This is a genomic window from Xanthomonas sp. NCPPB 2922, from assembly GCF_041520885.1.
GTDB lineage: Bacteria > Pseudomonadota > Gammaproteobacteria > Xanthomonadales > Xanthomonadaceae > Xanthomonas > Xanthomonas campestris.
The window spans coordinates 53,026-66,512 of the sequence record NZ_JBGOFY010000003.1 but is presented as its reverse complement, the minus strand read 5'-3'; the positions used below and the strand labels follow the sequence as shown (position 1 = coordinate 66,512).

Below are 13,487 nucleotides of genomic sequence, written 5' to 3'. Positions count from 1 at the left end.
CCGACGCATCCTCTGCTGCTTCAAAGGCACGCCGCGTGATGCAAACGGCACGTTTGCGCGTCACCATGGCTGCCTCAAGGCAGCGCCTGCTCGACCGGTCCACACATGCACCCAGTTTCTTCCGCAGATGACGCCGTTGCCACCCTGGGCGGCCGCAGCATGGGCACCACCTGGAGCGTGAAGCTGGTGGCGCCGCGCGGCCGCGACCTGCATCCGTTGCATGCGGTGATCCAGGGTGCGCTCGATCGCGTAGTCGCGCAGATGAGCACCTGGGACGCAGACTCGGACATCACCCGCTTCAACCGTGCTGCCGCCGGCACCTGGCAGCGGTTGCCGGACGCATTCCACCGCGTGCTGACCACGGCGCTGGAGATTGCGCGTGCCAGCGATGGCGCGTTCGATCCGACCGTGGGCCCGATGGTCGACCTGTGGGGCTTCGGTGCCGCCGGTGGGCCGCGCAAGGTGCCCAGTGCCGAGCAGATCGCCCTGGTCCGGCAGCGCTGTGGCTGGCAGCGCCTGCACCTGGAGGCAGACCGCGCACTGCAACCCGGCGCGCTTGCATTGGATTTGTCGGGCATCGCCAAGGGCTTCGGTGTGGACTGCGTGCAGCGCGCGTTGGCGCAGGCGGGAATCACCAGCGCGTTGATCGATGTCGGCGGCGAGCTGTTTGGATACGGCCGCAAACCCGATGGCAGCGCATGGCGTGTCCTGGTGGAATCAGCGCCCGACGAAGACGCAGGCACCGCACTGCCCGCGCGCGTGCTGGCACTGGATGGACTGGCCGTGGCCACCTCCGGTGACCGCTGGCACCGCTTCGAGGCCGGCGGCGTACGTTACGCGCATACCTTCGACCCACGCCTGGGCGCGCCGGTTGCGCAGGCAGCGGCCGCGGTCACCGTGCTGGCGCACGATGCGATGCATGCCGATGCCTGGGCAACCGCAATGACCGTGCTCGGTGTTGACGCGGGCCTGGCTTATGCGACGAACGCAGGGCTGGCGGTGCGCTTTTTGCAGCGCCGTGGCGCGGATTTGCAGGAATCCATGAGCCCGGCGTTTGAAACGCATCTGGCCGCCGCATGAGCCTCGCCTCCCCACGCGTGTGGCTTGGCAACGGCGTCATCCTGCTGGCCTTGGCGGTACTGGCCGCCTGGTTGGGCAGCCTGCATGCGGGCCCGTGGTGGAGCGCCCCCGCCCCACACCGTTGGCACTGGGCGGGCCTCAGCCTGGCGGCTTACGCCATCGTCTGTTTCGGCCTGTGGCTGCGCGGGCGTCCACGCGTTGCAACCGCGCGCGGCGATGACAGCAACCTGCTGATCGCCTGGGCGAGCCAGACCGGGTTCGCGCGCGAATTGGCCGAACGCAGCGCCACTGCCCTGCAGCAGGCCGGCGTCGGTGCGCATGCATTGCCGCTGGACGCGTTGGATGCCAATCAACTATCGCGCGTGCCGCGCCTGCTCTGCATCGTCAGCACCACCGGCGAAGGCGATGCGCCCGATCACGTACAAGCAGCCGAGCGCACCTGGCTGGCCGGCAGCGATACCGATCTGGCCGCGCTGCGTTACGCGGTCCTGGCGCTGGGCGACCGCCGTTACGCGCAGTTCTGCGCATTCGGGCGGCGTCTGGATGCACGCCTGCAGGCGCAAGGTGCAACCCCCTTGTTCGCACGCATCGAGGTCGATAACGCCGAGCCGCAGTCCCTGCAGCAGTGGCAGCAACGGCTCGCCGAACTCGCACCGGCGCTGGCGACGCAAGCGGATTGGAGTGTGCCCAGTTATGCCGACTGGCAGCTGCAGCAGCGCGTGCATGTCAATCCGGGCAGCGCGGGCGCCGCGGTGTATCGCTTGCGCCTGATCCCGTGCGACGGTCATTTGCCGCAGTGGAGCGCGGGCGACATTGCCGAAATCCGCCCGCAGCATGCGCCACAGGTGGTGGAGACCTGGCTGCAGCGGCATCTGCTGGACGGCACCCAACAGGTGCAGGGGCGTTCGTTGCACGCCTGGCTCAGCGGCGCGACCCTGCCTGACGATAGCCCCGACACCACTTCGCTGGATGCATGGGTACACACACTGGCAGCGCTGCCACACCGCGACTACTCGCTGGCCTCGCTCCCCGAAGAAGGCCATGCCGAACTGCTGATCCGCCAACACCTGCATGCCGACGGTACGCGCGGCCTGGGAAGCGGCTGGCTTTGCCAGGCGGCTCCAATCGGCGCGCGCATCGCGCTACGCGTGCGGACCAATCCCGGCTTCCACCCGCCCGCCGCCGCGCAACCAATGCTGCTGATCGGCAATGGCACCGGGATCGCCGGCTTGCGTGCGCACCTGCGCGCGCGCATCGCCTCCGGTGCGCGCCGCAACTGGCTGCTGTTCGGCGAACGCAACGCAGCCTACGACACGCTCTATGGCGATGAACTCGAACACTGGCAGCGCGACGGCTGGATCGAACGACTGGACCGCGTCTATTCCCGCGACAGTAGCCAGCCGCATCGCTACGTTCAACACGCCTTGGCCGCCGCGGCGGCGGACGTGCGCGCATGGGTGGCGCAAGGCGCCTGCGTGTACGTCTGCGGCAGCCTGCGCGGCATGGCCCCGGAGGTCGATGCCACCCTCGACAGCATTCTGGGAACCGACCTCAAACAGGCACTACTCAGCAGCGGGCGGTATCGTCGCGACGTGTACTGACGGTCGTTATTGCAAGCGAAACTCCACTGCTGTGAACGGATATGTTGCGCTTCACTTGTTAGCCGCAGTGCAGCGGCTTGCATGGATCTGCACATGCAACGGCCCCGTGAAGCTGCACCTGCACCTGCACCTGCATCTGAAAGTCCACCACCTCAGCCAGCCGGGCTCACCCGGATCGCCAGCAGTTCGCCGCCGCCATCCAGCACGAAGCGGCTGCGCGTTCGCGCCGACAACCACGCGGTGTCACCGGCCAGCAACGGCGGCAACCCGCTATCGCGGCCAAAACTTGCCTGCCCGGCAAGCAGATGGATCGCCCAGGCACTGCCGGGGTCGGCAAAGAACAGCATCGTGCCCACCAGCGGGCGGTGCAGCAGCTCGGTCTGCAACACAGCGCGCCGCCACATCAGGTTGAAGTCCTGCGTCGGCCCGTCGCCCAGCACCGCGGTGACCGCCTCCTCGCCCGCGAACCGCAGCCGCTGATACGGCGGCAGCAAGCTGTGCTGCCGCCCGTCGCCAAACTGCAGCTGCATGCCATTGCCACGCAGCAACACCAGCTCGCGGTCGATCCCGGGAAACGCGGAGAACGCCGCGTCCTGCTCGATCTCGGCAATCGACAGGCGCAGCGCCCAGGCATCGTCGGGCTCTCCCAGCCGCAGGATCTCGCGGGTCCAGCCCAACTGGTTGCGCCACCGCTCACGGCGGTACTCGGTGGCCGGGATCACCCGGCTGCTCAGGTCTGTCAGCTGCATCGGCGCATTGTGCCGCAAGCGTGCATGTGTGCCTGCATGAGTGTGTTTGCCTGCCTACTTGCCCATGTCCAGACGAGCGCACGCGCGCAATTGCCATCGCGTACGTCCATACCGAAAGTGCCATCATCAAGATGCCGAGACATCAGCATCAGTCTCCGGCGTACTGATGCGTACCGCAGAACACATGGCAGTGCGGAACACGTATGCAAGGTCGCGCGCGTACACCACGCAGCCCACCGTCAAGCCAGAGATCAGCGTCACGCCCATACCGGATCCGGCACTACAGCCACCTAACCCGGGCTGCGCAGCTGGCTGCTATGAAGCACCCAAACGAAAAACGCCCGGCTGCACATCCAAGTGCAACACCGGGCGATTTCACGTCCTTGTCGGCTTCCAGCCATCCCCCAGACATCCTGTCCAGTTAGGTTGCGGCCACGCATCCTCGCGTCGAACCGTATCTCGGATCCCTTCCCCTTAACGCCGTCCCACCGGTTTCACCGCCGCCCCCTTGGCAGCCTTCTTGGCGGGAGCCATCGTGGCGCCCACTTCGATCAGGTCTCGATTCCGTTCGACCGTCTTGAGTCCGATGCCCTTGACCAGTGCCAGTTCCTCGGCACTTTTGAAGGGACCGTTTGCCTGACGGTGCTCAACGATTGCCTCGGCTTTTGTTCGCCCGACATTCATCAGCACCTTGTCCAATTCCTCAGCAGACGCGGTGTTGATATCGACCTTGGCGAGTGCATACGCATTCGAGGACAACAACAACGCCAGTAGCAGGGACTTCAGGACTACGGTAAATGACTTCATTGCAACGCTCCTTGTGGCTTGGGTGATGGTCCTAGCCAGCATTCCTGCCGGCGGAGCCAGTGTCCCGCGCCACATGCAGCAATCCTATCGCCAACGAACTTTTCACACAGCCGGTGAACTGCGCGGTGCCTTGTAGGGAAATCCCTACCCCCTGGCTGCGGCGTAGAATGTGCCATTACGTCACGCATTCGGAGCCCGTATGGATAGCGCCAAGATCGACCAATTCGCCAGCGACACGTGGGATCGCGAGATCGTCCCGCAACTGGTCGATTACATCCGCATCCCCAACAAGTCGCCGATGTTCGATGCCGACTGGGTCGCGCATGGCTATATGGAACAGGCCGTCACCCTGATGGAAACCTGGGCACGCGCCCAGGCCATCAACGGCATGCAGGTCGAGGTGGTGCGCCTGGAAGGCCGCACGCCGTTGATCTTCATCGAGATCCCGGCCACCGGGCCGGAGTCTGGCGAGGACACCGTGCTGTTGTACGGCCACCTGGACAAGCAGCCGGAAATGACCGGCTGGGATGCCGATCTCGGCCCCTGGGAGCCGGTGCTGCGCGACGACAAACTGTATGGGCGCGGCGGCGCGGACGATGGCTACGCGATCTTCGCCTCGCTGGCTGCGGTGATGGCGCTGCGTGCACAAGGCCTGCCGCATGCGCGCTGCGTGGTGCTGATCGAAGCCTGCGAGGAATCGGGTAGCTACGACCTGCCCGCCTATGTGGACCACCTGGCCGAGCGCATTGGCAAGCCGTCGCTGGTGGTGTGTCTGGATTCGGGTTGCGGCAACTACGAGCAGCTGTGGTGCACGACTTCGTTGCGTGGCCTGACTGGCGGCAACCTGACCGTAAAGGTGCTGGAGGAAGGCGTGCACTCGGGCGACGCGTCCGGCGTGGTGCCGTCCAGCTTCCGCCTGCTGCGCCAGCTGCTGTCGCGGATCGAGGACGAAACCAGCGGACGCATCCTGCTCGATGGCCTGCACGTGGACGTGCCCGCCGAGCGACTGGCACAGGCCCGCAGTGCGGCGGCAACGCTGGACACGGCCATCTTCGACAAGTTTCCGATGGTGGACGGGCTGGTGCCGATGCACGAGGACCTCACCGAGCTGGTGTTGAACCGGACCTGGCGCCCGGCCTTGTCGGTCACGGGTGTGGATGGCATGCCGCCGCTGGCCTCGGCCGGCAACGTGCTGCGTCCGCAGACCGCGGTGAAGCTGTCGCTGCGCCTGCCGCCCACTGCTGACGGCAAGGCCTGCGGCGAGCTGCTCAAGCAGGCCTTGCTGCGCGACCCACCGAACGGCGCGCAGGTCACGTTGGAACTGGAAAAGGCCTCCTCCGGCTGGAACGCGCCGGGCATGGCGCCTTGGCTGGAGAAAGCCATCGACGACGCCAGCCGTGCCTTCTTCGACAAGCCGGCGATGTACATGGGCGAAGGCGGCTCGATCCCGTTCATGGGCATGCTGGGCGAGAAATTCCCCGGTGCACAGTTCATGATCACCGGCGTGCTGGGCCCACATTCCAATGCGCATGGCCCGAACGAATTCCTGCACATCCCGATGGGCAAGCGCGTCACCGCCTGCGTTTCTAAGGTGATCACCGAGCACCACGCCGCCTGCCTGCGTGGCGAAACCAGCGGCTCGCCGGTGGCAGCGGACAGCGGCACCCGGCATGGTGGACACGGCTGCTGCTGAGGCAGCGCACTGCGACGATCGGCCGGCCTGGCGCACTGCGGGCCGGCTGGCTGTCTTGACCGCACGGCTGCAAGCGCTCCTTGCAATCACCCCACGTCGATCTGCACATGGCGTCGGTGACGCGCAATGCTAGTCTGCCGCTCTTCTTCCCGCTGGTGCTGCAATGAACAACCTGTTTGGTAGCGACAGTTGGCTGTACATCATCCTGGTCGGCTTTGTGGTCGGTCTGCTGGCACGTTTCATCACGCCCGGCACGCAACGGCTGGGCTGCCTGCTGACCATCGTGCTGGGCATCGCCGGTGCCTTGCTGGCCAGTTGGTTCGGCCGCTACATGGGCTGGTACCACGCCGGCGAACCGGCAGGCTTCCTGGGCGCGTTGCTGGGCGCCATCGCAATCCTGGCCCTGCTGCGCCTGTTCAGCGGCAGCAAGCGCTAAGACATCCCTCCTTTCTGCGGCGTGCGCTGCGCGCCGTTTCACTGTGCGCTTTGCCATGACTTCATCGCTTTCTTCCGATATCTCGCGTGACAGCCAGCGCCTGCAGTGGGCGCGACAGGCACTGGGCGATCCACAGGCCACGCTGCAGCGTGCGTCGGTGGATGCCGGTTTTCGCAGTTACTGGCGCAGCCGCAGCGCCGGGCCGGATCGCATCGTGATGGATTCGCCGCCGGATCTGGAAAATGTCGCGCCATGGCTGCGCATGCGCGACCTGCTCGAGCAGCACGGCGTGCGCGTGCCGCAGGTGTTGGCGCGCGACCTGGATGCAGGCTTGCTGTTGCTCGAAGACCTGGGTGTGCCGACGCTGGCACAGGTGCTCACCGATTCCACGGCTGATGCTCTGCTTGAGGCGGCGATCAGCCAACTGCTGTTGCTGCAGCACATCCCGCCGCCCGAGGGCAGCGGTGTGTTTGGCGAAGCGCTGCTGCAACGCGACGCCGGCCTGTTCGAGGAATGGTTTCTTGGCCGCCACCTCGGCCTGCAGCTGGACTGCGCGCACGCGGAGCAATTGCAGCTGGTGCAGCGCCGTCTGATGGATAACGCGCTGGCGCAAGCTCGCGTGTTCACCCATCGCGACTTCATGCCGCGCAACCTGATGCCAGTCGCGGACGGCCCGGCGGTGCTGGACTTCCAGGACTGTGTGATCGGCCCGATCGCCTACGACCCGATCAGCCTGTTCAAGGACACCTCGGTGAGCTGGCCGCTGGCGCGCGTGGACGCGTGGCTGGCGCAATACCACGCACGAGCGCAGGTGGCCGGTTTGCCGGTGCCGGCGTGGCCGCAGTTCCTGCGCGATGCGGACTGGATGGGCGTGCAGCGGCACTTGAAAAACCTCGGTATTTTTTCGCGATTGAGTTACCGCGATGGCAAGCACTGGTACCTGGACAACGTGCCGCGCTTCATCACCTACCTGGACGAAGTGTTGCCGCGCCATGCCGAATTGGCACCCTTGATCGACTTGCTCGACCAGCAGATCAAACCCGCACTGGCCGCACGCATGGCACACGGCAACGCCAATGGAACCGCCGCATGAAGGCGTTGATCTTTGCTGCCGGATTCGGTGAGCGCATGCGTCCGTTGACCGAACACACGCCCAAGCCGCTGTTGTCGGTGGGCGGCACGCCGTTGATCGTCTGGCATCTGCGCAAGTTGGCTGCACTGGGCGTGGACGAGGTGGTCATCAATACGTCGTGGCTGGCTGCGCAGTTTCCGCAGGTGCTGGGCGATGGCAGCGCCTTCGGGCTGCGTCTGACCTATTCCTACGAAGGCAGCACCCCGCTGGAAACCGGCGGCGGCATGCTGCACGCGCTGCCGTTGCTGGGCGATGCGCCCTTCCTGCTGGTCAATGGCGACATCTGGAGCGACATCGACTTCGCCACGCTCGACATCGCAGCCGACAGCCTGGCAACGCTGGTGCTGGTCGACGCGCCAGCCTATGCGGCACGCGCGGATTTTGCGTTGACTCACGAGGGCAAGATCAGCAGCACGGCGATGCCGACGCTCACCTATGCCGGCATCGGTCTGTATCGCCCGGCCTTACTGCACGCGTGGGAACGTGTGATCGGGCCGCTTCCCAGCACCGGTGAGGCCCCGCCGCGCTTCCCGTTGGCGCCGATCCTGCGCGCGCAAATGGCGGCTGGCCGGATCGATGGCGTGCACCACCGTGGTCGCTGGACCGATGTAGGCACACCACAGCGGCTGGCCGAGCTGGATGCACAACTAACTCAGTGCCGCGACTGAGCGCGCGGCAGCGCCGTCGTCAGGACGTGCGGTCGTCGAGCACGCGGCGCAGGAACGGCACCGTCACCCGCCGCTGCGCAGCCAGGGATTCGCGGTCCAACCGGTCCAGCAAGGCCACCAGGCCGGCCAACTCACGCTCGCTGTGGGTCAGCAGCCAATCGATCGCTGCCTCGTCCAGCGCCAGCCCGCGCCGCTGCGCGCGGTCGCGTAAGACCGCCGCGCGTGCAATGTCGTCCAGCACCGGCAAATTGATGCGGACGCATTGCGACAGGCGTGAGCGCAGGTCGGGCAACACCAGCGCCAGGCCGTCTGGCATCTGGCGGGCGGTGTACAGCAGCGTGATCCCGGCAGCTCGCGCACGGTTGTGGAAATCGAACAGCGCCACTTCGTCCTCGCGCTGGCCGGCAATGCTGTCCACGCCATCCAGCGCCACCACGCTGCGCCCTTCCAATGCTTCGAGCGCATCGCGCAAGCGGCCAGCCGCCGCCTGCAACGGCAGGTAGGCCGAGCTGCGCCCGGCCTGCTCGGCCGCCGCGCACACCGACAAGGCCAGATGGGTCTTGCCGGTGCCGCTTGGGCCGGCCAGATACAGCCAGTCGCTCAGCTGGCCGGCGGCGAACGCCTGCAGTTGCGCGATCAAACCGTCCGGTGCGGCGATATAGCTGTCCAGTCGCTGGTCGGAAGGCGCACGCAACGCCAACGGCAATTGCGGCACGCTCACGACCGATCCGCGTCCTTGCTGGCGTCGATGATCACGCTGCGCTCGGGCCCGGATTGCAACACGATGCCGGCACGCTCGCCGGCATACAGATCGCTCTGGGTGTAGCGCTCATGCGCATAGCGCAGCAGCACGTTGGCCACCGCCGCCACCGGCAGCGCCAGCAGCATGCCGAGGAAGCCGAACAGCTGGCCGCCGGCCATCACCGCAAAGATCACCGCCACCGGGTGCAGGCCGATCTTGTCGCCGACAATGCGCGGGGTCAGCACGTAACTTTCCAGCAGCTGGCCGACGGTGAACACCACGCCCACGCCGATCAGCAATTTCAGGTCGAACCCCTGCGCCTGCACGATCGCTGCCAGCAACGCGAGCACGATGCCGGTGGTGGCGCCCAGGTACGGAATGAAGCTGATAAAGCCGGCGATGATGCCGATCAGCAGGCCCAGGTTGAGCCCGATGATGGACAGGCCGGTGGCATAGATGGCGCCCAGCGCCAGCATCACCAGGAACTGGCCGCGAATGAAGCCACCCAGCACGTCGTTGGACTCCAGCGCGAGCCGGCTCACGGTGCCGATGTAGGCACGCGGAATCACCGCCGCCACGCGCTCCACCATGCGGTCCCAGTCGCGCAGGAAATAGAACGCCAGGATGGGCAACAAGGCCAGGTTGATCACCCAGGTGACCATTGCAAAGCCCGAGCGTGAGACATAGCCGAAGAAGGTCTTGGCAACGCCGCCCGCCTGCTCCCAGTGGCTGCGGATCCACTCTATGAGGCGTTCCGGGTCCAGCCAGCCCATCAGCTCCACGCCGGTGCGGCGCTCCAGCCAGGGAATGGCGGTGCCGATCGCCCAGTCGCGCATCTGCGGCAGCGCATCGATCAGGGTCATGATCTGGCGCTCCATCATCGGCACCAGGATCATCAGCGCCAGCACCACCAGCAGCACCATGAGAATGAAGACGAGGGTGACCGCCATGTTGCGCGAGCGCCCGGCACGTTCGATGCGGTCCACCAGCGGGTCGCCCAGCCAGGCCAGCAACAGCGCCAGCACGAACGGGGTGAGGATCGGCGACAGCAGCGATACCACCCACAGCACGCCGACGATCACCGCCGCCCATTTGAGGCGGCGCAGGAACTGGGCGATTTCCGCCTCGGGGGTCAGGATCATTTGAGGCGGTACTCGGCGTGCTCGTTTTCGAGAATGATGGGGCCTTCGGTCGGCACGGAAACCGAGATCAGCGGGCTGTTGTCGCCGAGCATACGGTTGAGCCCGGAAATTCCCGTGAGCAGTTCCAGGTCCAGCTCCATGCGATCGCCATTTGCGCTCACCGGGCGGATGCTGCGCACCACCGACACGCCCTGCAGCGCAGCGGAAACGCGCAGGTAGTCGTCGGCGCTGCTGATGCCGGTGATCACCACGCGGTAGACCCCGGGCACGCCCGAGTCCACCCGCTTGGCGTAGCGCTTGACCAGGGCATCGGCGGCGCCGTCGGCACCGGCGGCCATCGCGCGGCGGGCATCGCCGTCGCTGCTGGTCCAGCTGGAGAGCACGTTGCCGTTGTCCACGAACACCCAATCGGCGGTCCAGCCGCTATCGGTGCGGTAGAGCTTGCCGATCAACTGCATCGGCGGGCTGTACTTGGCCGACGCGCGCGCAACGGCGGCGGTGTCCTTGCGCCAGATGGCGCCAGCCAGGGCCTGTTCGGCGGCCGCGCCACCGGGTAGGCCGAGCCGGTAACCGCGCTCGATTGCGCGGTCGAGCACGCTGCGCGCGGCGTTGGCCTGCGCCACGCCGACCAGACGCGGGCCGCTGCCGTCGTCGATGGCCAGCCACAGCACCGGTTTCGGGCGCGGCTGCGGCCACACCGGCAGGCCCAGCGCGGCGATCAGGCCGTCGACGTCGGATTGCCGGAAGCGGGCCACCAGCACGGTGCGGAAGGTCGGCGCGCCACTGCGCGAGGTGCCCTGATCCTGGCGGTAGTCGTAGTGATCGACGTAGTTGGGCGCATTGCGCAACGCCTGCGGCACGCCGGGGCGGCTCATGACGCTGCGGTCGCCGGACACCTTGCCCAGCACCGCCCCCAAAGCACGCGCCAACGCGCCGGGGCGATCGGACTCGCTCTGGCTGTTGACCGGCACTTCGGCATCGTAGGCGCCCTGCGCCTTGGCGACGTCGCCTTCGGTGCGCAGATCGGCCTGGGCGTAGGCCGGCAACACGGGCATGGCGACCACGAGGGCGAGAAAGAAAGCGAGACTGCGGCGCATCGACGGTTCCATGACGTAAGCGTATCCGGGTGAATTGTTGCCCGAATGGGACGCTAGCGCCAACGTGGCTGTTAAAATCGCCGCCTTTACCGCCGAGCCACCCCACCCGTGACCAGCCCAACGCCTTCCAATCCCTCGCCCATGACCTACCGTGACGCGGGCGTCGACATCGATGCCGGCAATGCGTTGGTCGAACGCATCAAACCCCTGGTCAAGCGCAGCTTTCGACCGGAGGTGATGGGCGGCCTGGGCGGCTTCGGTGCCTTGTTCGACCTGTCCGGCAAGTACAAGGAGCCGGTGCTGGTCTCCGGCACCGACGGGGTGGGCACCAAGCTCAAACTCGCCCAGCAACTCGGCCGCCACGACACCATCGGCATCGACCTGGTCGGCATGTGCGTCAACGACGTGCTGGTGCAGGGTGCCGAACCGCTGTTCTTTCTGGACTACTTCGCCACCGGCAAGCTGGATATCGACACCGCCGCGGCGGTGGTCGGCGGCATCGCGCGCGGCTGCGAGCTCTCCGGGTGCGCGCTGATCGGCGGCGAAACCGCCGAGATGCCCGACATGTACCCGCCAGGCGAATACGACCTGGCCGGCTTCACCGTTGGCGCGGTGGAAAAATCGCAGCTGCTGGACGGCGCGCAGGTGCGCGAGGGTGACGTGCTGATCGGCATCGCTTCCTCCGGCCCGCATTCCAATGGGTATTCGCTGATCCGCAAGATCTACGAGCGTGCCGGGGCGCCGGCCGATCTGGTGCTGGACGACGGCGTGGCGCTGATCGATGCGCTGATGGCGCCGACCGCGCTGTACGTCAAGCCGATCCTGGCCCTGCTCAAGTCGCACGGCGAGGCGATCCACGCCATGGCGCATGTCACCGGCGGCGGGCTGACCGAGAACATCATCCGGGTGATCCCGGACGGCCTGGGCCTGGACATCGACGCCACGGCATGGACCTTGCCGCCGGTGTTCGCCTGGCTGCAGCGCGAAGGCGCGGTGGCCGATGCCGAAATGTGGCGCACCTTCAATTGCGGCATCGGCTTCGTGCTGGTCGCCGCACCGGCACAGGCCGCCGCGCTGGAACAGGCGCTGGACGCGCAGTCGATGGCGCATTGGCGCATTGGCCAGGTGGTGACGGCACAGGGCGACGAACGCGTCCGGATTGGTTGACCCAAGGAGCACTCGCATGGAAGCCGCGCCCGTTTACGTCTCTACAACTGCCACCGCCGAGGATCTGCAGCAACTGAAGTTGCTGTCGATCTTTCATTACGTGCTGGCCGGCATCACCGGGCTGTTTTCGTTATTCCCGTTGATCCACCTGTTCATGGGGCTGGCGATCGTCACCGGCCACCTGCCGATGACCACGACCAATGCCGACGCGCCAGAGATTGATCCCCGCTGGTTCGGCTGGTTCTTCGTGGTGTTCGCGGCAGGCTTCATCGCCTGCGGCCTGACATTGGCCGGCTTCATGGCGTATGCGGGTCGCTGCATCGCCCAGCGCAGACGGCATCTGCTGTGCCTGATCGTCGCCGGCATTTCCTGCTCATTCATGCCGTTCGGCACCGTGGTCGGCGTGTTTACGCTGGTGGTTCTGCTGCGGCCGCAGGTCAAGGCGTTGTTTGTCTCCAACGCGGCAGCCGCTTGAGCTGCGTCTGCGATACAACGATGGGCGTGATCGTATGAGCCTGCGCCTTGCCGTCCTGGCCTCCGGGCGCGGCAGTAATCTGCAGGCCATCCTCGATGCGATTGCCGCCGGGCGGTTGGCGGCCGAGGTGGCCGGTGTGTTTTCCGACCAGGAACAGGCGCCGGCCTTGCAGAAAGTGGACGCGTCGCGACGCTGGAGCGCCAGCCCACGCGCGTTCGCCGACCGCGCGGCGTTCGACAGTGCATTGGGCGATGCCATCGCCGCAGTGCAGCCGGATTGGGTGATCTGCGCCGGCTACATGCGCATCCTGGGCGAGCCTCTGGTGCGCCGCTTCACCGGCCGCATGCTCAACATCCATCCCTCGCTGCTGCCCAAATACCGCGGCTTGCACACGCATGCGCGGGCGCTGGAGGCCGGCGATGCCGAGCACGGTGCCAGCGTGCATCTGGTGGTGCCGGAACTGGATGCCGGCCCGGTGATCGCCCAGGCCCATGTGCCGGTGTTGCCGGACGACACCGCCGAGTCACTGGCGGCGCGGGTGCTGGACCGCGAACACCCGCTGCTGCTGGCCACGCTGCGGTTACTGGCCAGCGGCCGGGTCACCACGCCCGACGGGCGCGTGCATATCGACGGTCAGTGCCTGTTTACACCACTGCGACTAGAGTCCGCTGGCATCGCGCTCGTTTAGCGCGGACACG

14 protein-coding genes are annotated in these 13,487 nt (G+C 66.6%); 9 read left to right on the top strand and 5 right to left on the bottom strand.

Annotated elements, in window-relative coordinates; translation table 11 throughout:
- The first annotated feature begins 105 nt into the window (after positions 1–105).
- Entirely contained in the window at positions 106–1,080 is a 975-nt protein-coding gene (locus tag ACD584_RS05055; RefSeq protein WP_175611604.1) for an FAD:protein FMN transferase, read from the top strand.
- The gene (locus ACD584_RS05050) at positions 1,077–2,681 is read left to right on the top strand and encodes a sulfite reductase subunit alpha (RefSeq protein WP_076036626.1); all 1,605 of its coding nucleotides are present in this window, start codon (positions 1,077–1,079) and stop codon (positions 2,679–2,681) included. The genes ACD584_RS05055 and ACD584_RS05050 overlap by 4 nt, the downstream gene beginning before the upstream one ends.
- A 152-nt stretch (positions 2,682–2,833) precedes the next feature.
- Here the strand turns inward: ACD584_RS05050 and ACD584_RS05045 are convergent, their stop codons facing one another.
- Both ACD584_RS05045 and ACD584_RS05040 read right to left on the bottom strand, forming a co-directional pair.
- Positions 2,834–3,430 (bottom strand): HutD family protein, encoded by a 597-nt coding sequence (locus ACD584_RS05045; RefSeq protein WP_029216841.1) that lies wholly within the window; start codon positions 3,428–3,430, stop codon positions 2,834–2,836.
- Between the two features lie 474 nt (positions 3,431–3,904).
- Entirely contained in the window at positions 3,905–4,279 is a 375-nt protein-coding gene (locus ACD584_RS05040; protein WP_372357277.1) for a ComEA family DNA-binding protein, read from the bottom strand.
- A 157-nt stretch (positions 4,280–4,436) separates the two neighbouring features.
- Here ACD584_RS05040 and ACD584_RS05035 point away from each other — a divergent pair, with 157 nt between their 5' ends.
- The 4 genes from ACD584_RS05035 (at position 4,437) to murU (ending at position 8,166) form a co-directional block, all read left to right on the top strand.
- Positions 4,437–5,930, top strand: a complete 1,494-nt coding sequence (locus ACD584_RS05035; protein WP_076036625.1) for a M20 family metallopeptidase — start codon at positions 4,437–4,439, stop codon at positions 5,928–5,930.
- Between the two features lie 163 nt (positions 5,931–6,093).
- On the top strand, positions 6,094–6,366 hold the full coding sequence (locus ACD584_RS05030; RefSeq protein WP_011037910.1) for a GlsB/YeaQ/YmgE family stress response membrane protein: 273 nt from the start codon (positions 6,094–6,096) through the stop codon (positions 6,364–6,366).
- Positions 6,367–6,421: 55 nt separating this feature from the next.
- Positions 6,422–7,459, top strand: coding sequence for an aminoglycoside phosphotransferase family protein (locus ACD584_RS05025; protein WP_076036624.1), 1,038 nt, complete (start codon positions 6,422–6,424; stop codon positions 7,457–7,459).
- Positions 7,456–8,166: an N-acetylmuramate alpha-1-phosphate uridylyltransferase MurU gene (murU, locus tag ACD584_RS05020; RefSeq protein ID WP_076036623.1), complete on the top strand. Its 711-nt coding sequence runs from the start codon at positions 7,456–7,458 to the stop codon at positions 8,164–8,166. Before ACD584_RS05025 ends, murU begins: the two co-directional genes overlap by 4 nt.
- 19 nt (positions 8,167–8,185) lie before the next feature.
- Here the strand turns inward: murU and hda are convergent, their stop codons facing one another.
- From hda to ACD584_RS05005, 3 genes are read right to left on the bottom strand one after another with little or no spacing between them, the layout of a single operon-like run.
- Positions 8,186–8,887 (bottom strand): DnaA regulatory inactivator Hda, encoded by a 702-nt coding sequence (gene hda / locus ACD584_RS05015; RefSeq protein ID WP_070690315.1) that lies wholly within the window; start codon positions 8,885–8,887, stop codon positions 8,186–8,188.
- The gene (locus ACD584_RS05010; RefSeq protein WP_012437783.1) at positions 8,884–10,050 is read right to left on the bottom strand and encodes an AI-2E family transporter; all 1,167 of its coding nucleotides are present in this window, start codon (positions 10,048–10,050) and stop codon (positions 8,884–8,886) included. Before ACD584_RS05010 ends, hda begins: the two co-directional genes overlap by 4 nt.
- The gene (locus ACD584_RS05005; RefSeq protein WP_016944112.1) at positions 10,047–11,159 is read right to left on the bottom strand and encodes a DUF2066 domain-containing protein; all 1,113 of its coding nucleotides are present in this window, start codon (positions 11,157–11,159) and stop codon (positions 10,047–10,049) included. Before ACD584_RS05005 ends, ACD584_RS05010 begins: the two co-directional genes overlap by 4 nt.
- 129 nt (positions 11,160–11,288) lie before the next feature.
- On the opposite strand from ACD584_RS05005, the gene purM reads away from it, so the two are divergent.
- Genes purM through purN form a run of 3 tightly spaced genes read left to right on the top strand, consistent with a single transcriptional unit; the run spans position 11,289 to position 13,477 of the window.
- Entirely contained in the window at positions 11,289–12,314 is a 1,026-nt protein-coding gene (gene purM / locus ACD584_RS05000; RefSeq protein WP_070690313.1) for a phosphoribosylformylglycinamidine cyclo-ligase, read from the top strand.
- Between the two features lie 16 nt (positions 12,315–12,330).
- Positions 12,331–12,789 carry a hypothetical protein gene (locus tag ACD584_RS04995; protein ID WP_076036621.1) on the top strand — a complete coding sequence of 153 codons (459 nt, stop codon included), beginning with the start codon at positions 12,331–12,333 and terminating at the stop codon, positions 12,787–12,789.
- A 34-nt stretch (positions 12,790–12,823) separates the two neighbouring features.
- The gene (gene purN / locus ACD584_RS04990) at positions 12,824–13,477 is read left to right on the top strand and encodes a phosphoribosylglycinamide formyltransferase (RefSeq protein WP_070690308.1); all 654 of its coding nucleotides are present in this window, start codon (positions 12,824–12,826) and stop codon (positions 13,475–13,477) included.
- Positions 13,478–13,487: the final 10 nt, after the last annotated feature.

Coding starts and splice junctions, on each gene's coding strand:
- ACD584_RS04995 (WP_076036621.1), top strand. CDS start 12,331: ATGGAAGCCGCGCCCGTTTACGTCTCTACAACTGCCACCGCCGAGGAT.
- ACD584_RS05055 (WP_175611604.1), top strand. CDS start 106: ATGCACCCAGTTTCTTCCGCAGATGACGCCGTTGCCACCCTGGGCGGC.
- ACD584_RS05005 (WP_016944112.1), bottom strand. CDS start 11,159: ATGGAACCGTCGATGCGCCGCAGTCTCGCTTTCTTTCTCGCCCTCGTG.
- purM (WP_070690313.1), top strand. CDS start 11,289: ATGACCTACCGTGACGCGGGCGTCGACATCGATGCCGGCAATGCGTTG.
- ACD584_RS05035 (WP_076036625.1), top strand. CDS start 4,437: ATGGATAGCGCCAAGATCGACCAATTCGCCAGCGACACGTGGGATCGC.
- murU (WP_076036623.1), top strand. CDS start 7,456: ATGAAGGCGTTGATCTTTGCTGCCGGATTCGGTGAGCGCATGCGTCCG.
- ACD584_RS05045 (WP_029216841.1), bottom strand. CDS start 3,430: ATGCAGCTGACAGACCTGAGCAGCCGGGTGATCCCGGCCACCGAGTAC.
- ACD584_RS05010 (WP_012437783.1), bottom strand. CDS start 10,050: ATGATCCTGACCCCCGAGGCGGAAATCGCCCAGTTCCTGCGCCGCCTC.
- ACD584_RS05050 (WP_076036626.1), top strand. CDS start 1,077: ATGAGCCTCGCCTCCCCACGCGTGTGGCTTGGCAACGGCGTCATCCTG.
- ACD584_RS05030 (WP_011037910.1), top strand. CDS start 6,094: ATGAACAACCTGTTTGGTAGCGACAGTTGGCTGTACATCATCCTGGTC.
- ACD584_RS05040 (WP_372357277.1), bottom strand. CDS start 4,279: ATGCTGGCTAGGACCATCACCCAAGCCACAAGGAGCGTTGCAATGAAG.
- ACD584_RS05025 (WP_076036624.1), top strand. CDS start 6,422: ATGACTTCATCGCTTTCTTCCGATATCTCGCGTGACAGCCAGCGCCTG.
- purN (WP_070690308.1), top strand. CDS start 12,824: ATGAGCCTGCGCCTTGCCGTCCTGGCCTCCGGGCGCGGCAGTAATCTG.